Genomic DNA, 16,725 nt, shown 5'->3' on the forward strand with positions numbered 1-16,725 from the left:
ATTGGTTGTGTTGTATGGTGTTTGAGCGTTAGCGAATTGCCAGCGCGCCCTGGTACACCGTCGGGCCGGTAGGCTGCTTGCTCACCGAGCCACCCTTGGTTTCCGAACTGACCATCAACTCGACCGGCTGGCTGATGGTTTCCTGTTGGCGCGGATTCAGGCCGATGATGCCTTTGCCATCCTCCGGCAACAGGCCCAGGGACACCGGTGTGCCGCCCGCCGGCAGGGCCCACAGTTCGAGGCTGCGGTCCGGCTCCGGCGCAGTGGCCGCAATCGGTTGGACTTCCAGGTAATCCTTGTGCGCCATGATTTGCGCAGCCGGTTGTTGGGTGGTGCTGACCAGGGTCGCGGCGGACTTCACGCTGTCCTGTGTGTAGAGCGCGCCGCCGATACCGGCAACCACCACCACGCAGACGCCGATGAACAGACGCGGGCGGGTCCAGAATGAGGGCTTGTGCTCGATCACTGGGGGTTGGGACGCAGTCATAAGGCTCTTCCTGACAAGTTTTGTAGTGTGTTGATTGACCCTGTGGCGGGCGATGGGTTCCTAGTGGCAGTTTGATGGTGTGGGGCTTTGGGGCTTTTCTGAACAAATCTGTGGTGTGGAACAACCTATTGGATGCTGAGTCCAACGGCTGCTTCAGCTCCTAAATTTACGAGGTTGTCTCGATGAAGATTTCACGCGGTTTTGCCCTGTCCTGCCTTCTGACCGTGGCGGCCAGCCCGGTGTTTGCAGCAGGCTTCAGCCTGGGCGATGTGGCCAACGCCGTCGCCGGTGCCCAGGGTACCAACAAGGCCGCTGCCGCTGCGCCAACGTCACAGACCGCCGACCTGCTGGGCGCTTTGACCAAGCAGTTGAATGTCACCCCGGAGCAGGCTGTCGGTGGTACCGGCGCCATGTTGGGCCTGGCCAAGAACCAACTCAGCAGCACTGACTATTCGCAGTTGGGCAAAAGCGTACCGGGCCTGGACAAGCTGTCGGGTAGCAACGCATTGGGCAGCCTGGGCGCCCTCAGCGGCATGCTCGGCCAAACCGGTGGCAGCAAGACCAGCGGCCTCGATGGCCTGCTGGGTAACGTCAAGGACACCAACGACCTGAACACCGCGTTCAGCGCCTTGGGCATGGACAGCGGCATGATCGGCCAGTTTGCCCCGGTGATCCTGCAATACCTGGGCGGCCAGGGTGCCGACAGTTCATTGCTTGGCAAGCTGGCCCAGGCCTGGGGTACCGGCAGCTAAGGCCGTTCGGCGCGCAGTTGGGCGATGCGCGCATCCTTCTCCATCCAGAGCTGGTTGACCCAGTTCTGGACGCTCTGGCGAAACGCCGGATCATTCTCGTAATCCCCCTGCCACAACGCTGGATCCAGCTCGCGGGTGCGGATATCCACAATCACGCGGGGCACCGCGCCGCTGATCAAATCCCAGAACCCCGGAATCTTCTCCTGTGGATACACCACGGTCACGTCGAGGATCGCGTCCAGCTGTTCGCCCATTGCCGCCAGCACAAACGCCACGCCACCGGCCTTGGGCTTGAGCAGGCGGGTGAAAGGTGAGCCCTGTTGGGCACGCTTGGCTTCGGTGAAGCGCGTGCCTTCCAGGTAGTTGACCACCGTCACCGGCTGGCGCTTGAACAGCTCGCACGCCTGTTTGGTGATCTTTAGGTCCTGGCCCGCCAGTTCCGGGTGCTTGGCCAGGAACGCCTTGCTGTAGCGCTTCATGAACGGGTAGTCCAGGGCCCACCAGGCCAGGCCCAGGAACGGTACCCAGATCAGTTCCTTTTTCAGGAAGAACTTGAAGAACGGCGTGCGCCGGTTGAGGGTCTGGATCAGCGCCGGGATATCCACCCAGGATTGGTGGTTGCTGATCACCAGGTACGAGGTGTCGCCGCGCAGGCCCGTATCGCCGCGAATGTCCCATTGGGTGGGAATGCACCAGGCGAAGATCAGCTTGTCGATCTCGGCCCAGGTCTCGGCGATCCACATCACTGCGGCTGAGGCGTAGTCCCGTGAACGACCGGGGGCCACCAGCTTGAGCAGGGCGAAGACCAGCAGTGGGCCGATCAGGATCAGCGTGTTGAGTAACAGCAGCAGTGTGACGAAACAGCCGGTGAGCAGGCGGCGCATAAGGAACTCTTGCAAGCGGTTGGACGGGCCATGATAAGCAGCTTGAGTCTAGAGGCCAAATCGCAAATGGCCTGACGAATGTTTCACTTTGTGTTGCGTATGCTGGGTAACGATCCAACTTTGGGCTGCGTTTGCAGTCTAGTATTCGCCTACTTACCTCAAGGAATCCTCCTACGTGAAATCTCTCCTTGCCCTATTAGCCGTGGTGGCCCTGCCGGTCATGGCCGCCGAACCGACCCTGTACGGGCGCTACGAATACATCCAACTGCCGGAGATCGGCGAGACCTTCAAGGCCAAGATGGACACCGGCGCGCTGACCGCTTCGCTGTCGGCCCGTGACATCGAGACCTTCACCCGCGATGGCGAAGACTGGGTGCGCTTCCGCCTCAGCGGCAAGGATGTGAGCAACAAGGTCTACGAACACAAAGTGGCGCGCATCAGCAAGATCAAGAACCGCGCCGACGAGGACGAAGACGGCGAAGAAACCAGCGTGGCCAAGCGCCCGGTGGTGGACCTGGAGATGTGCCTGGGCAACGTCAAGCGCACCGTCGAAGTCAACCTCACCGACCGCAGCAGTTTCAACTACCCGCTGTTGATCGGCGCCAAGGCCCTGCGTGAATTCGGCGCCGCCGTGAACCCGGCTCGGCGCTACACCGCCGACAAACCCGACTGCTGATTGACGCCGCATAAGGCATGGGGCACCGTTCACCTTTAGCTCCCAGTGCTCGGACGCCATGCCCCATATCCTGATTGTCGAAGACGAAGCGGCCATTGCCGATACGCTGATTTTTGCCCTGCAAGGCGAAGGCTTCACCACCACCTGGCTGACCCTCGGCCAGGCCGCGCTGGAGCATCAACGGCAGACCCCGGCAGACCTGCTGATCCTCGACATCGGCCTGCCGGACATCAGCGGTTTTGAAACCTGTAAGCAACTGCGCCGTTTCAGCGAAGTGCCGGTGATGTTCCTCAGTGCCCGCGACGGCGAAATCGACCGCGTGGTGGGCCTGGAAATCGGCGCCGATGATTATGTGGTCAAGCCCTTCAGCCCACGGGAAGTGGCGGCGCGGGTCAAGGCGATCCTCAAGCGTGTCGCGCCGGTTGCGGCGCCGGCCAGCGGCGGGCTGTTTCAGGTGGACCACGAGCGCGTGCAGATCCACTATCGCGGGCAGTTGCTGGGCCTGACCCGGCATGAGTTCCGTTTGCTCAACTGCCTGCTGGAGCAGCCCGAGCGGGTGTTCAGCCGCGAGCAACTGCTGGATGCCGTCGGCGTGGCCGCCGATGCCGGCTACGAGCGCAATATCGACAGCCATATCAAAAGCCTGCGCAGCAAGTTGCGGGGCGTGGCCGTCGATGGCGAGCCGATCCAGACCCATCGGGGCCTGGGCTACAGCTACAGCCCGAGCCACGCCTGATGCGCATGGGGCTGCGGATTTTCCTGGTGTATGCGCTGTTCATCGGCCTGACCGGCTACTTTGTGCTCAACACGGTGATGAAGGAAATCCGCCCCGGCGTGCGCCAGTCCACCGAAGAAACCCTGGTGGACACCGCCAACCTGCTGGCGGAAATCCTGCGTGAGGACGTGAAGCACGGCACCCTCGGCCAAAGCCACTGGCCGACCGTGCTCAAGGCCTACGGCGAGCGCCAGCCCGGCGCGACGATCTGGGGGCTGGCGAAGAATCAGGTCAACCACCGTATCTATGTCACCGACGCCAAGGGCGTTGTGCTGCTGGATTCGGCAGGAGTGGCAGTGGGCCAGGACTACTCGAAATGGAACGACGTGTACCTGACTCTGCGCGGCGAATACGGCGCCCGCTCCACCCGCAGCGATGCCGAAGATCCGGCCTCGTCGGTGATGCACGTTGGCGCGCCGATCCGTGATAACGGGCAGATCATCGGCGCGGTCACGGTGGCCAAGCCCAACAGCTCGCTGCAGCCTTATGTCGACCGTACCGAGCGCCGCCTGCTGTGGTACGGCGCCGGCCTGGTGGCCCTGGGCCTGTTGCTGGGGGCGCTGTTGTCGTGGTGGCTGAGTGCTGCGCTGCGGCGCCTGACCACCTATGCCCAGGCTGTCAGCGAAGGCCGGCGTGCCGAGTTGCCGCACTATCGCGGCGGTGAGTTGGAGCAGCTGTCCACGGCGGTGGAGCACATGCGCACGCAACTGGAAGGCAAGGCCTATGTCGAGCGTTACGTGCACACCTTGACCCACGAACTGAAAAGCCCCCTGGCCGCGATCCGGGGTGCGGCGGAGTTGTTGCAGGGTGAAATGACTGCGGCCCAGCAGCAGCGCTTTGTCGGCAACATCGCCAGCGAAAGCGCACGTCTGCAGCAGTTGATCGAGCGCCTGTTGAACCTGGCCCAGGTCGAGCAGCGCCAAGGGTTGGAGCAGCAAGCCACGGTGCCTTTGGCCGCGTTGGTGGATGAAGTCCTCAAGGCGCAATGCGCGCGGATCGAACAGGCCGGGTTGCAGGTCGAGCGTCTGATCGAGGCGGATGTAAAGCTGTATGGCGAGCCATTCCTGCTGCGCCAGGCCTTGGGCAACCTGCTGGAAAACGCCCTGGACTTCACCCCGCCCGGCGGCACTCTGCGCTTTAGCGCCCAGGTGCGGCATCACGATGTCGATGTGTGCCTGTTCAACCAGGCCGAGCCGATCCCCGAATACGCCCTGCCACGCCTGAGCGAGCGGTTCTACTCCCTGCCGCGCCCGGTCAGCGGGCGCAAAAGCACCGGCCTGGGCCTGAACTTTGTCGAAGAAGTCATGAAGCTGCACGGCGGCTCATTGCAGATCGGCAACGTGCCGGGCGGGGTGCAAGTGGTGCTGCATCTCCACACAGTCTCCACATTGCCCTCATAAATCCCCCACAGGCTGGCGCCAGACTCTCCCCATCAAAACAGGGAGATACCCATGAACCGCAGCCTGCTATTCAAACTGGGCGCCATCGCGCTGCTGATCCTGCTATTGCTGATTCCGTTGCTGATGATCAGCGGCATCATCAACGAGCGCCAGGCGCTACGCGACGGCGTATTGATGGACATTGCCCGCAGTTCCAGCTACAGCCAGCAGGTGAGCGGGCCGTTGATGGTGGTGCCGTATCGCAAGACCGTGCGTGAGTGGAAGCTCAATGAAAAGCTCAACAAACGCTATGAAGTGCTCAGCGAAGAGCAAGGCCGCCTGTACTTCCTGCCAGAACATTTCGAGCTCGACGGCAAGGTGCAAACCGAACTGCGGGCACGGGGGATTTACCAGGCGCGGCTGTTCCATGCCGACAACCGTATCAGTGGCCGCTTTGTGCTGCCGGCACAGATGGGGATCAAGGAAGACTTTGCCGATTACACGTTTGAACAGGCATTCCTGGCCGTGGGGATCAGCGATATACGGGGGATCGAAAACGCCCTGAAACTGGAACTGGGCAGCCAGCGCCTGGAGTTCGCCCCGGGCACCCAAGTGAGTTTCCTTGGCGCCGGGGTGCATGTCCCGCTGCCCGCCCAGGACAGCAAGAACCCTGCGCCGCTGGACTTCGCGTTCGATCTGCGGCTGCAAGGTACCGAGCAATTGCAAGTGCTGCCGGTGGGCAAGACCAGTGTGGTCAAGCTGGCGTCCAACTGGCCCCACCCAAGCTTTGTCGGCAACTTCCTGCCGGTGCAGCGCGAGATCAACGACCAAGGGTTCAGCGCCAACTGGCAGACCTCATTTTTCTCCACCAACCTTGAAGAGTCGTTGTACGGCTGCGTGGTCGCCAGTCGCTGCGACGACTTCAACCAACGCAGCTTCGGCGTGAACTTTATCGACCCGGTGGACCAGTACCTCAAGAGCGACCGTGCGATCAAATATGCGCTGCTGTTTATCGCCCTGACGTTCGCCGGCTTCTTCCTGTTCGAAGTGCTCAAGAGCCTGGCGGTGCACCCGATCCAGTACGCGTTGGTGGGGGTGGCCCTGGCGTTTTTCTACCTGCTGCTGTTGTCGCTGTCCGAGCATATCGGCTTTGCCCTGGCGTACCTGATCTCGGCCAGTGCCTGTGTGTTGTTGATCGGTTTTTATGTGTGCCATGTGCTGCGCAGCGTGGCCCACGGCCTGGGATTCTCGGCGGGGTTGGCGGCGTTGTACGGCTTGCTGTACGGGCTGCTGAGTGCCGAGGATTACGCGCTGTTGATGGGCTCGTTGTTGCTGTTCGGGCTGCTGGGCACGGTGATGGTGCTGACACGCAAACTGGACTGGTATGGCGTGGGCAAGCGCAAGGCGAGTGAACAGGAGGCGATGCAATGATCGGGCTACGGGAGGACCAGCGGGAGAGGGTGCAACTGGTGGGGAAAATCAACGCACTGTTTGCGCAGTTGCGCGATGGACTTGTGGTGGTTGGAGGGCTTGCTGTGGCTAACAGGCCTGTCGTGGCTAACAGGCCTGTCGTGGCAAACGGGCTTGTTGTGGCGAGCGGGCTTGCCCCGCGCTGGGCTGCGCAGCAGCCCCAACCCCAAGCACCGAGGAGTCCCTGACACACCGCATTCTGCTGGATTGGGGCTGCTACGCAGCCCAGCGCGGGGCAAGCCCGCTCGCCACAACAAGCCCGCTCGCCACAACAAGCCTGCTCGCCACAAGAGGCCTTCTTGCCACGGCAACCTGGTAGCTGCAGGCCTCAGGCCGGCGGCTGGGTCGCCAGCATCGAAGGCCGCTGGCTGACTTCGGCGTACCAGGCGGCCAGTTTGGGATTGCTCGAACGCCACTGCAGGTCCGGATGGCGAAAATCTACATAGCCCAAGGCGCAGGCGACACTGATGGCTGCGATGTCGAAATGGCAGGCCAGCTCGGCGATAGCGTCCCGTTCCAGCTCGGCCAGGGTGCGGCGGATCTTGTTGCGCTGTTCTTGCAGCCAGCTTTCCCACTGCTTGTCGGCCGGGCGCAGGGCGGTTTCATAGCGCATCAATACGGCCGCATCCATGATCCCGTCGGCCATCGAGGCCAGGGTCAGGCGCCGCCAGCGGGCCGAGCCGTCACGGGGGATCAGCGGGTTGCCGACGTGCTGGTGGTCGAAGTAGTCGAGGATCACCCGGCTGTCGTGCAACACATTGCCATCGGCCAGGCGCAGGGCCGGGATCTTGCCCACGGGGTTGCCTTCGTTCAGCGCGGGGATCGGGTTGACCGGCGTGACCAACACAGTCTCCAGGGCGACCCGGTCTTGCTGGCCGGTTTCGTGGAGCAGGACCAGGACTTTGCGGACAAACGGCGAAGCGGGGTGCTGGAACAACGTCATGCTGGGCGCGGACATGGGCAATCCTCGGAAAAGGTCGGCCATAGACTAGACAGTTGTGAGGTGACTGGCGAGGGGGATCTGGTTGTTTTTACGGGCCTCATCGCAGGCAAGCCCGCTCCCACAATTTGATTGGTGAACACCATCAAATGTGGGAGCTGGCTTGCCTGCGATGGCGTCCTCAAGGCCTGCGCACCAACCCCCACACCCCGACAACTGCCGGTATCCCCAACCCCAGCCAGCTAAGGGAATCCCAAACCCCATCCCCCAACAGCGCCGCAAACAACCCCCCTGCACTGAGCAGCCCGATTGCCAGCGGCACCCCGAACACCTTCCAGAAATTCGATTGCCGCGGCCTCATGGCTTGGCCGCCTTGCGCCGCACCAGCCACAGGTACACACCGCTGCCCAGCACGATGATGGTCAGCACATCCAGCACCGCCCAGAGGATTTTCATCGGCATGCCGCCATAGTCGCCAAAGTGCAAGGGCTGGGACATGCCCATGGCGTCCATGTACCAGGGCCGCCCGGCCACGGCGGTGACGCTCAGATCGCTGGCGTCGATCAGCACCGGCGTCAGCAGGTGCGAGGTCAGGTGTGTGCTGCCTTTCATAAACACCGCGTAATGGTGCTCGCTGGAAAACCGCGTGCCGGGGAACGCAATAAAGTCCGGGGTCATGCCCGGCGCGACCTGTTCGGCGATTTTCAGCAGGTCAGTGGCCGGCGCCCGCAAGGTCAGCGGCGGTGCGTTCTTGTAGGGTTCGATCATCGCGGTGAGGCTGTCATTGCGCCAGGCGGCGATGATCAGGTCGGCACAGGCGCTGATCACCCCGGTGACGCCCACCACCAGCGCCCAGGTCAGGGTGACGACGCCGATCAGGTTATGCAGGTCCAGCCAGCGCAGGCGCGTGGACTTGTCCTGGCGTACGGTGGCGAACTTCAAGCGCCGCATGAACGGCAGGTACAACACCGTGCCGGAAATGATCGCGACCACAAACAGCACACCCATGAACGCCAGCAGCAACTTGCCCGGCAGTCCGGCGAACATATCCACATGCAGGCGCAGCAGGAACATCGTCAAGCCGCCATTGGCCGAGGGCATCTCCACACTGTCCCCGGTGCGCGCGTCCAGCATGAAGGTGTGCGACGAATTGGGCTCGGTCCCGGCGGTGGCCGCCATGATTGCAATCACGCCGTTCTTGTCGTCTTCGTCCCAGGCCAGGTACTGCATGGCTTCGCCAGGACGATGGGCCTGGGCCTTGGCCACCAGTTGCTCAAGGTTGAGCTGCGGGGTATCGGCCGGCATCTGCTTGAGCTCGGGCTCGTTGCCCAGCAAGTGATCGATCTCATGGTGAAAGATCAACGGCAGGCCGGTCAGCGCCAGCATCAGCAGGAATACGGTGCAGATCAGGCTGGTCCAGGTGTGGATGAAGGACCAGCGGCGGATGGTTGTGCTTTTCATTTCATAGCCTTCAGACAAGCCAAAGCCGCCCACGTAGGACGGCTTGGTTGTGGAGCAGGTTAGTTCAGTGCGTTACCACTGATAGGTGGCGCTGGCGACGACGCTGCGTTGGTCGCCGTAGTAGCAGTAGGAGGCATCACAGGTGGAGATGTACTGCTTATCGAACAGGTTGGTGGCGTTCAGTTTTACCGAAGCACCTTTGAGGCTATTGTTCAGGCGGCCCAAGTCGTAATGCACTGCACCGTCGAACACCGTGTAAGCATCGGCTTTACCCAGCCAGGTGTTGGCTTGGTCGCCATAGGTATTTCCGGTGTAGCGGGCACCAAAGCCGATGCCGAAACCGTCGAGCACGCCGTCGTGCCAGGTGTAGTCGGTCCACAACGAGGCTTGTTGATTTGGCATCAGTTGCAGGCGGTTGCCTTTGTAGGTGCCTGTCTGCACCTCCGACTTGGCCAGGGTGTAGGCAGCGATGACCTTGAGGTTCTCGGTTACATCAGAGATGGCTTCCAGCTCCAGGCCCTTGACCTTCACTTCGCCGGCCTGGTCGGTGATCGACTCGCCACCCGAGCCAAATCGAGTGACCAGTACGTTTTTCTGGGTCAGGTCGTAAATCGCTGCGCTGAGCAGTGTGTTACTGCCGGGGGGCTGGTACTTGACCCCCAATTCCCATTGCTTGCCTTCGGTGGGTTTGTACGACTTGACCGGGTCGGCGCTGGCGTTGCTCGCTGGCTGGAATGATTCGGCGTAGGACAGGTACGGTACAAAGCCCGAGTCGAACACGTAGCTCAGTGCAGCATTGCCGCTGAAGTTTTTGCTGCGGTCAGTGTTGGTCGCGTCGCTCTTATTGAGGTACGTGGTGCCTTGATGTACCCAGTCTTCACGTCCACCAAGGGTCAGGCGCCATTTATCCAGGGCCATCTGGTCTTGCACGTAGAGGCCCGTCTGCACGGTTTTCTGGTCGTAGTCGTAGTACGCATCCTTACGCGCTGGACGCTCGATTGGTTGCCCATAAACCGGTTTGTAGATGTTAGTAGTCCCGGCGCCGCCGAAAATGGACAGGTAAGAGGAGTCAGTGCGCTGATGATCCAGGCCGATCAGCACAGTGTGGTTGATATTGCCGGTAGCGAAGTCAGCCTGGAAATTGTTGTCCACGGCAAACTGAGCGATGTCCTCGTCCACATTGGTCGAAGAGCGGCTGATATTGCCTTCAGCATCCACCGGGGCGTACAAGTAAGCGCCCACCGTCAGTTGCTGGAAGGACAGCTCCGACTTGGTGTAACGCAGGTTTTGCTTGAATTGCCAGGTATCGTTGAGGCGATGTTCAAAGGCATAGCCCAATGCGTAGTAGGTACGGTCGTAGAACTCGTAGTCCGGGTCACCCAGGTTCTTGTGATGGGATACTTTGCCCAGCGGTGATTTGATCTTGGTACCCACGATCGGCAGGAACTGGCTGGTGGTGCCGGTATCGTCGCGAGTGAACTGCGAGAGCAGGGTCAGCTTGGTATCGGTATCGATATTCCAGGTCAGGCTCGGCGCGATGTTATAGCGCTTGTTGTCGATGTGATCGACTTGTGTGCCGGCGTCCCGCACCACGCCACTGAGGCCATAGAGGAACTGACCTTCATCATCGATCTTGCCGGTGCTGGCGAAGTTGATCTGGCGATAGTTGTCGCTGCCGTACTGCACCTGGATGGCATTGCTCGATTCTGCGCTGGGGCGTCGGCTGACCATATCCAGCAGACCGCCTGGTGGGGTCTGGCCGTAGACCGACGAGGCAGGGCCGCGCAGCAAGGCGAGGCGGTCGAGGTTCCAGGTTTCTGCTTTCGGGTTGGCGTAAACGCCACGCGGCAATGGCAGGCCATCGAGGAAATGGGTGGGTTCGAAGCCTCGTACGCGCATCCAGTCGTAGCGAGTGTCACTGCCGTAGCTGGCGGAAACGATGCCGGGCATGTACTTGACCGCGTCATCCAGGTTCTGCACGTTGCGGTCCAGCATCTGCTGGCGGGTCGCTACGGAGATTGAACGTGGTGCTTCTACCAGCGCGGTATCAGTCTTGCTCCCCGCCGCCGTACGCGTAGCGACATAACCTTCCACCGGGCCCCAGGCGCTTTCATAGTTGCCCTGGCCAATGATGCTGGTCTCGGGCAGGGCAACGACACCCTCCGGAACCGGCACCAGGCTGAAGGTGCCGGCGCTGCTCTGCTCCAACTGCAGACCGCTGCCGCGCAAGGCTTCACGCAGGGCGCCCTGGGCGTCGAACTGGCCCTTGACCGGGGCCGAGGTCTTGCCTGCGGCCAGTGCTGGGTTGAGGGTCAATGCCAGGCCGGCCTGGCTGGCGATCTGGTTCAGGGTGCTGGCCAGGGGCGCGGCAGGCAGGTTATAGGCGCGCACGCTTGACGCCTGTTCGGCGGCGATCAGCGCAGTGCTGGCCAGCGGGGCGCTGAGGGCAATGGCCACGGCTAACAGGCTGGGGCGCAACAAGGTGTCTAGCGTGCGGGACATACGGCGGCTCCTGAATGGAAATATTTCTCAATTGCCTGTGTGCCGAGCGAGAATCAAAAAGTGATAGGGCTGTGGGGAAATATTTTTTGTCTGGGAGGAAATGGGGGCTTTCAGAGCCCTATCGCAGCATAGGTATCTACACAACTTTGCCGCAACGCCTAGATCCAGGCAGATAGCGCAGTTGTGGCGAGCGGGCTTGTCGGAACGCCGCATCGCCCGCGCTGGGCTGCGAAGCAGCCCCAACAAGCCCGCCGCGTTTCTTCAGATAAACCGCGATAGGCGGGTTTAGGGCTGCTTCGCAGCCCAGCGCGGGGCAAGCCCGCTCGCCACGGGGGAGTTCGTCAGTTTCTGAAAGTTGTGTGGATACTTATGCCTATCGCAGGCAAGCCAGCTCCCACATTGATGGTATGCACAATTCAAAATGTGGGAGCTGGCTTGCCGGCGATAGGGCCCTAAGGCTTACCCGTAACCTTTGGCACCACCGTCACCCACCACGGCGTACGCTGCTGGATCTGCACTGGCAGGGTTGGCAGCAGCGCATTCAAGGCCAGGTCGGTGTCCTGCAACGGGAAGCTGCCGGTGATGCGCAGGTCGGCCACGTTTTTGTCCACACCCAAGTAGCCGCTGCGGTAGCGGCCGAGTTCCTCGACCACATCCGCCAGCCGTGCGTTGTCTACCACCAGCATGCCGCGGGTCCAGGCGTCGGTGCCGGGGCTGACGGTCAGCAGTGGGCCGAGGCCGTCATGGCGCATCAGCACCTGCTGGCCTTCCTTGAACACCTGCTCCTGCTGCAACGCCTCGGGCTGCGCCGCGACGGCCGACTGCAAAACGCTGAGCCGCGTACCGTCGTCCTCGCGTTTGACGATAAACCGCGTGCCCAGGGCGCGCAGGCTGCCGTCGCGGGTCTCGACGATAAAGGGGCGGGCATCGTTGTGGCCGGTCTCGACGAGGATCTCGCCGTCCTGCAACACGATCACCCGGCGTTTTTCGTCAAAGCGCACATCAATGGCGCTGTGGGTATTGAGGTTGATCAGCGTGCCATCCGCCAGTTTCAGCGTGCGCTGTTCGCCGGTGGCGGTGCGTTGGTCGGCCAGCCAATAGTTGATCGGCACGTAGCGCTGGCCGGCGAACAGCGCCAGGCCGCAGACCAGCACCACACTGGCCAGGCCGCTGCCGAGCTTGCGCACCCGCTGGCGGATGTTTTCACGCGATTGCAGCAGCGCCGCCCGCGCCGGGCCGCTGGCCACGCTGAAACGCTGATCGAGCATGCCCAGTTGGCGCCAGGCACGGGCGTGCTCATCGTTGCTGGCCAGCCATTTCCTGAATTCTTCATGCTCCACGGCACTGCGCTCCCCGGAATCGAGGGACAGTTGCCAGGCAATCGCAGCATCCAGCACGCGTGCCGAAACCGGCTTGGAGCTGATCTGAGTCACAGCGGCTCGCCATACAGTGCGATGTAGCACTGGCGAATGCCCTGGGCCAGGTACTGTCGCACCCGCGGCACGGAAACCCCCAGGCGCTGGGCGATTTCGGCGTGGCCCAGGCCATCGAGGCGGTTATAGAGGAAGGCGGCGCGGGCCTTGCTGGAGAGCTTGCCGAGCAGGCGGTCGATGGCCTTGAGGTCTTCGAGGATCAGATGCTGTTCTTGTGGGGAAGGGTGCTCGCTTTCCGGGATCAGCATCAGTTCGGTGAGGTAGGCCTGTTCCAGCGCCGCGCGGCGGAAATAGTCGAACAGCAAGCCCTTGGCGACGGCCACCAGGAAGGCCCGGGGTTCGCGCGGCTCGCGCAGTTCTTCACGGCCCAGCAGGCGCATGAAGGTGTCCTGGCTCAGGTCCTCGGCACGGCTGGGGCACGCCACGTTGCGCCGCAGCCATGCCAGCAGCCAGCCGCGATGGTCACGGTACAACGTGCCAACAAGCTCACTGTGGGGACTTTGGGCTGACGACAAGGCATCACCAATCGGCAAGTTTAAACTAACGAGAATTATTCGCGATTGTGGCAGAGGCGATGAAGCGGCGCAATTGGCGTTGGTCGGATGATGGCACCACAACCCATTCCAGGAGCCGGGTTGTGGTGTTTAGAAGGACGGGGCTTGCTTGCGACGTTTCCACTGGCTCAGGCGCTGCTGCAACAGTGCCGGGCTGTCCAGACCTTGCTGGCGTGCACGGCTGAACAGAATCAACATCAACTCGGCAGTGGCCAGGGCATCGGCGCTGGCGTGATGGCGTTCACCGACTTGCAGGTTGAAGTGGGCGATCCAGTCATCCAGGCCCGCTTCGCGAATATGCGCTTGGGGACACAGCAGCGGCGCCAGGTCTGCCACGTCGAGGAACGGATGGGCCAGGCGATAACCCAGGCTGTCCTTGAGCGCCCGGCCGAGCATGTGTTGGTCGAACGGTGCGTGGAACGCCAGCAGCGGGCTGTCGCCGACAAAATCCATGAAATCCAGCAACGCCTCGGCAGGATCGCAACCGGCGGCGATCGCACTGGGGCCCAGACCATGGATCAATACACTGGGGCTGAGTTTGGTGTGCGCCCGCAGCAAGGTGCGCTCGAACTGCTGGGAAAAGTCGATGGCACCGTCTTCGATCACCACCGCGCCAATCGACAGTACTAGGTCGCGATTGAGGTTCAGGCCGCTGGTTTCCAGGTCCAGGACCACCCAGCGCTGGTCACGCAAGGTGTTTTCGCCGAGTGCGCCGGCAGTTGGCAGTTGCGCCAGCCGTACTTGTTGATGCTCATCCAGCCCCGGCCGGTGAGGGCGTAGCCAACTGAACAGGCTCACAGCTGATACCTCAGGGCCAGGCTGCTTTGCAGGCGCTGGGCCTGGCGCAGGGATTCGCGCAGGATGCGCCGGTCCAGGTGGTTGAGGCTGTCAGGGTCGACCCGGTTGGAGTACGGCTGGTTCTCGCGGGTCTGCAACTGGTGCTGCTGCATGCGGGTTTGCTGGATAAAGTGGTAGGCCTCTTCATAGGCTGCGCCGTCCAGGCGTTCGATCACCTCTTTATCCACCAGTTGGCGTAAGCGTTCCAGGGTGTTGTTGGCGGCAATCCCATTGGCCAGGGCCAACAGGCGGGCACCGTCTACGAACGGTGTCAGGCCCTGCACCTTGAGGTCCAGGGTGGCCTTGTCCGAGCCTTTGCGCGTCAACACAAAGTCCCGGAAGCGCCCCACCGGCGGGCGCTGGCGCAAGGCGTTCTCGGCCATCATCCGTTGGAACAGGCGGTTGTCTGCGACCTGGTCAAGAATGCCCTGGCGCAACTGGTCGCAGCCCTGTTCATCGCCCCATACCACGCGCAGATCGAAGTAGATGCTGGATTTGAGCAGGTTCTCCGGCGTCGCCTCGCGGATAAACGCAGCAAAGCGCCGGGCCCACTCGGCGCGGGACAGGCACAGCTCGGGGTTGCCGGCCATGATATTGCCTTTGCACAGGGTAAAGCCGCACAGCGCCAGGCTTTGGTTGATCTGCTGCGCCAGCGGCAACAGCAGGCCGCGGATCTCGGCCGCGTGGGCGGCGTCCCGCGCATCAAACAGGATGCCGTTGTCCTGGTCGGTATGCAGGGTCTGTTCGCGGCGGCCCTCGCTGCCGAAACACAGCCAACTGAACGGTACGCCGGGGTCGCCTTTATCGGCGATGCTCAGTTCGATCACCCGGCACACCGTGTGATCGTTGAGCAGCGTGATGATATGGGTGATCTGGGTCGAGGACGCGCCATGGGCCAGCATGCGTTCCACCAGTTGGCCGATTTCGCCACGCAGCGCCACCAGGTTTTCCACCCGTGGTGCATTGCGGATGGTGCGGGCCAGGTGCACCAGGTCGACCCGTTGCAGGGAAAACAGGTCACGCTCGGACACCACGCCACACAAGCGTCGATCCTTGACCAGGCACACGTGGGCGATGTGCCGTTCGGTCATGGCGATAGCCGCGTCGAAGGCGCTGTGATCCGGGCTGAGGAAGAACGGCGCCTGGGTCATATGGCGCTCGATGGCCTGGGTGAAGTCGCTGGTGCCATCGGCCACTACGTGGCGCAGGTCACGCAGGGTAAAAATCCCCAGGGGCGCCTTGTGTTCATCGACCACCACGATGCTGCCGACCTGCTGCTCATGCATCAACGTGACCGCCTCACGCAGCGGCGTCAGCGGGCTGCACGTTACCGGGTGGCGCATGGCCAATTCGCCCAGGCGGGTATTGAGTGAGTACTGGGTGCCGAGGTTTTCTACGGCTTTCTGCTGGACTTGCTGGTTGACCTGGTCCAACAGGCTACTGACCCCGCGCAAGGCAAAATCGCGGAACGCCCCGGACAGCGCAAACAGCTTGATAAACGCCGGTTTGTTCAATTGCAGGCAGAAGGTGTCTTCGGCGGCCTTGTGCTCGGTGCGGGTGGCCCGCTCTCCCAGCAGCGCGGCCAGGGGGAAGCATTCTCCGGTGGCGATTTCGAAGGTGGTTTCGGCCGAATCCGGGCGCTGCCCGACCACGCGGCCCTGCTTGACGATATAGAAGTGCTCCACGGGGCCCGCCGACGGTTTGAGAATGCTCTCGCCGGGGCCGTAGAAGCGCAATTGGCACTGTTCCACCAGGAACGCCAGGTGGGCGTTTTCCATCTGGTTGAAGGGCGGGAACCGTTGAAGGAATTGCAGGGTGCCGTGAATGTTCTGCAACACCGCAGTTTTCCCTGCCTGGGTGAAAGCATCAGCTTTACTCATAACCATGACCGCAGTTTTTTGTCGTTATCGTCCTTCATGGTCGACCCCCACGCGGCGGGTGCCCATTGGACGTAAGTCTAGGTAGCTATAAGACCTTCGATGACTAAGGAAAAACCCTACATGAATATCGTCCAGACCCGTAGAACGCCCACTAGGAAAACTATCCGACGAAGTGCACATTGTTCGCCCTTCCGGCGATGTCTGACTAGTGTGCTGGGAGATTGAGAAGAACTGCCGAGAGACGTATGCCCGACCTAGATATTCTGAGTGACGCCGAGCGCGAAGCGCTGAGCGCCGTGATGCTGGAGCCTGATTTACCGCCGCAGCGGGTGCTGATCGTCGATGACGATAAAGACGCCCGGGAATTGCTGGCCGAAATCCTGGGGCTGGACGGCATTCGCTGCATGACGGCGGACAGTGGCGAGGCTGCGTGGGAATTGTTGAAGTCCAGCACTTCCATCGGCTTACTGATCACCGACCTGCGCATGGCACCCAGCAACGGCCTGCAACTTATCCGCCAGGTGCGCGAATCCACACGCGCGGCATTGCCGATCATCATCATGTCCGGGGACGCCGAAGCGCCGGACGTGATCGATGCAATGCATCTGAGTGTGGTGGACTTTCTGCTCAAGCCGATTGATAGCGTGAAGTTGGCGAAGATGGTCAAGCGCGAGTTGGGGATGGCGCAGTAGTTA

At 61.9% G+C, this 16,725-nt stretch carries 16 protein-coding genes; 6 read left to right on the forward strand and 10 right to left on the reverse strand.

What is annotated here, in order from left to right; all coding sequences use genetic code 11:
- Positions 1-28: 28 nt before the first annotated feature.
- Positions 29-487 carry an anti-sigma factor domain-containing protein gene (locus tag FIV38_RS03725; protein ID WP_029296957.1) on the reverse strand — a complete coding sequence of 153 codons (459 nt, stop codon included), beginning with the start codon at positions 485-487 and terminating at the stop codon, positions 29-31.
- A gap of 182 nt (positions 488-669) precedes the next feature.
- Between FIV38_RS03725 and FIV38_RS03730 the strand changes: the two genes are divergently transcribed.
- Entirely contained in the window at positions 670-1,239 is a 570-nt protein-coding gene (locus FIV38_RS03730; RefSeq protein ID WP_092230966.1) for a DUF2780 domain-containing protein, read from the forward strand.
- Here the strand turns inward: FIV38_RS03730 and FIV38_RS03735 are convergent.
- Positions 1,236-2,123 carry an acyltransferase gene (locus tag FIV38_RS03735; protein WP_092230963.1) on the reverse strand — a complete coding sequence of 296 codons (888 nt, stop codon included), beginning with the start codon at positions 2,121-2,123 and terminating at the stop codon, positions 1,236-1,238. The two genes, FIV38_RS03730 and FIV38_RS03735, sit on opposite strands and share 4 nt — an antisense overlap.
- Positions 2,124-2,298: 175 nt before the next feature.
- Between FIV38_RS03735 and rloA2 the strand changes: the two genes are divergently transcribed.
- From rloA2 to creD, 4 genes are read left to right on the forward strand one after another with little or no spacing between them, the layout of a single operon-like run.
- The gene (gene rloA2, locus FIV38_RS03740) at positions 2,299-2,799 is read left to right on the forward strand and encodes a retropepsin-like aspartic peptidase RloA2 (protein WP_029296952.1); all 501 of its coding nucleotides are present in this window, start codon (positions 2,299-2,301) and stop codon (positions 2,797-2,799) included.
- Between the two features lie 58 nt (positions 2,800-2,857).
- Positions 2,858-3,535: a two-component system response regulator CreB gene (gene creB, locus FIV38_RS03745; RefSeq protein WP_092230960.1), complete on the forward strand. Its 678-nt coding sequence runs from the start codon at positions 2,858-2,860 to the stop codon at positions 3,533-3,535.
- Entirely contained in the window at positions 3,535-4,974 is a 1,440-nt protein-coding gene (gene creC, locus FIV38_RS03750) for a two-component system sensor histidine kinase CreC (protein WP_092230957.1), read from the forward strand. The genes creB and creC overlap by 1 nt, the downstream gene beginning before the upstream one ends.
- A gap of 51 nt (positions 4,975-5,025) precedes the next feature.
- Entirely contained in the window at positions 5,026-6,384 is a 1,359-nt protein-coding gene (gene creD, locus FIV38_RS03755; RefSeq protein ID WP_029296947.1) for a cell envelope integrity protein CreD, read from the forward strand.
- 367 nt (positions 6,385-6,751) lie between these two features.
- Here creD and FIV38_RS03765 read toward each other — a convergent pair whose 3' ends face one another.
- From FIV38_RS03765 to FIV38_RS03800, 8 genes are all read right to left on the reverse strand, one after another.
- Positions 6,752-7,381: a glutathione S-transferase family protein gene (locus FIV38_RS03765; RefSeq protein ID WP_029296945.1), complete on the reverse strand. Its 630-nt coding sequence runs from the start codon at positions 7,379-7,381 to the stop codon at positions 6,752-6,754.
- A gap of 163 nt (positions 7,382-7,544) precedes the next feature.
- On the reverse strand, positions 7,545-7,724 hold the full coding sequence (locus FIV38_RS30230; RefSeq protein WP_070994483.1) for a hypothetical protein: 180 nt from the start codon (positions 7,722-7,724) through the stop codon (positions 7,545-7,547).
- Entirely contained in the window at positions 7,721-8,824 is a 1,104-nt protein-coding gene (locus tag FIV38_RS03775; RefSeq protein ID WP_070994527.1) for a PepSY-associated TM helix domain-containing protein, read from the reverse strand. The genes FIV38_RS30230 and FIV38_RS03775 overlap by 4 nt, the downstream gene beginning before the upstream one ends.
- Positions 8,825-8,896: 72 nt before the next feature.
- On the reverse strand, positions 8,897-11,326 hold the full coding sequence (locus FIV38_RS03780; RefSeq protein WP_092230949.1) for a TonB-dependent siderophore receptor: 2,430 nt from the start codon (positions 11,324-11,326) through the stop codon (positions 8,897-8,899).
- A gap of 452 nt (positions 11,327-11,778) precedes the next feature.
- Complete coding sequence (locus tag FIV38_RS03785; protein ID WP_092230946.1) at positions 11,779-12,759, reverse strand: FecR domain-containing protein; 981 nt, start codon at positions 12,757-12,759, stop codon at positions 11,779-11,781.
- Entirely contained in the window at positions 12,756-13,274 is a 519-nt protein-coding gene (locus FIV38_RS03790; RefSeq protein WP_070994528.1) for an RNA polymerase sigma factor, read from the reverse strand. The genes FIV38_RS03785 and FIV38_RS03790 overlap by 4 nt, the downstream gene beginning before the upstream one ends.
- Before the next feature lie 129 nt (positions 13,275-13,403).
- Positions 13,404-14,111, reverse strand: a complete 708-nt coding sequence (locus FIV38_RS03795) for a 3'-5' exonuclease (RefSeq protein ID WP_092230943.1) — start codon at positions 14,109-14,111, stop codon at positions 13,404-13,406.
- On the reverse strand, positions 14,108-16,030 hold the full coding sequence (locus FIV38_RS03800) for a putative nucleotidyltransferase substrate binding domain-containing protein (RefSeq protein WP_092230941.1): 1,923 nt from the start codon (positions 16,028-16,030) through the stop codon (positions 14,108-14,110). The genes FIV38_RS03795 and FIV38_RS03800 overlap by 4 nt, the downstream gene beginning before the upstream one ends.
- A gap of 245 nt (positions 16,031-16,275) precedes the next feature.
- Here FIV38_RS03800 and FIV38_RS03805 point away from each other — a divergent pair, with 245 nt between their 5' ends.
- A complete protein-coding gene (locus tag FIV38_RS03805; protein WP_070994488.1) occupies positions 16,276-16,722 on the forward strand; it encodes a response regulator in 447 nt (148 codons plus the stop codon).
- The last annotated feature ends 3 nt before the right edge of the window (positions 16,723-16,725 follow it).

It is taken from the genome of Pseudomonas proteolytica (assembly GCF_007858275.1).
GTDB lineage: Bacteria > Pseudomonadota > Gammaproteobacteria > Pseudomonadales > Pseudomonadaceae > Aquipseudomonas > Aquipseudomonas proteolytica.

Excerpts from the sequence above, each read along its gene's own strand:
- FIV38_RS03725 (WP_029296957.1), bottom strand. The coding sequence starts at position 487 with ATGACTGCGTCCCAACCCCCAGTGATCGAGCACAAGCCCTCATTCTGG.
- FIV38_RS03730 (WP_092230966.1), top strand. The coding sequence starts at position 670 with ATGAAGATTTCACGCGGTTTTGCCCTGTCCTGCCTTCTGACCGTGGCG.
- FIV38_RS03735 (WP_092230963.1), bottom strand. The coding sequence starts at position 2,123 with ATGCGCCGCCTGCTCACCGGCTGTTTCGTCACACTGCTGCTGTTACTC.
- creB (WP_092230960.1), top strand. The coding sequence starts at position 2,858 with ATGCCCCATATCCTGATTGTCGAAGACGAAGCGGCCATTGCCGATACG.
- creC (WP_092230957.1), top strand. The coding sequence starts at position 3,535 with ATGCGCATGGGGCTGCGGATTTTCCTGGTGTATGCGCTGTTCATCGGC.
- creD (WP_029296947.1), top strand. The coding sequence starts at position 5,026 with ATGAACCGCAGCCTGCTATTCAAACTGGGCGCCATCGCGCTGCTGATC.
- FIV38_RS03765 (WP_029296945.1), bottom strand. The coding sequence starts at position 7,381 with ATGTCCGCGCCCAGCATGACGTTGTTCCAGCACCCCGCTTCGCCGTTT.
- FIV38_RS30230 (WP_070994483.1), bottom strand. The coding sequence starts at position 7,724 with ATGAGGCCGCGGCAATCGAATTTCTGGAAGGTGTTCGGGGTGCCGCTG.
- FIV38_RS03775 (WP_070994527.1), bottom strand. The coding sequence starts at position 8,824 with ATGAAAAGCACAACCATCCGCCGCTGGTCCTTCATCCACACCTGGACC.
- FIV38_RS03780 (WP_092230949.1), bottom strand. The coding sequence starts at position 11,326 with ATGTCCCGCACGCTAGACACCTTGTTGCGCCCCAGCCTGTTAGCCGTG.
- FIV38_RS03800 (WP_092230941.1), bottom strand. The coding sequence starts at position 16,030 with ATGAGTAAAGCTGATGCTTTCACCCAGGCAGGGAAAACTGCGGTGTTG.
- FIV38_RS03805 (WP_070994488.1), top strand. The coding sequence starts at position 16,276 with ATGCCCGACCTAGATATTCTGAGTGACGCCGAGCGCGAAGCGCTGAGC.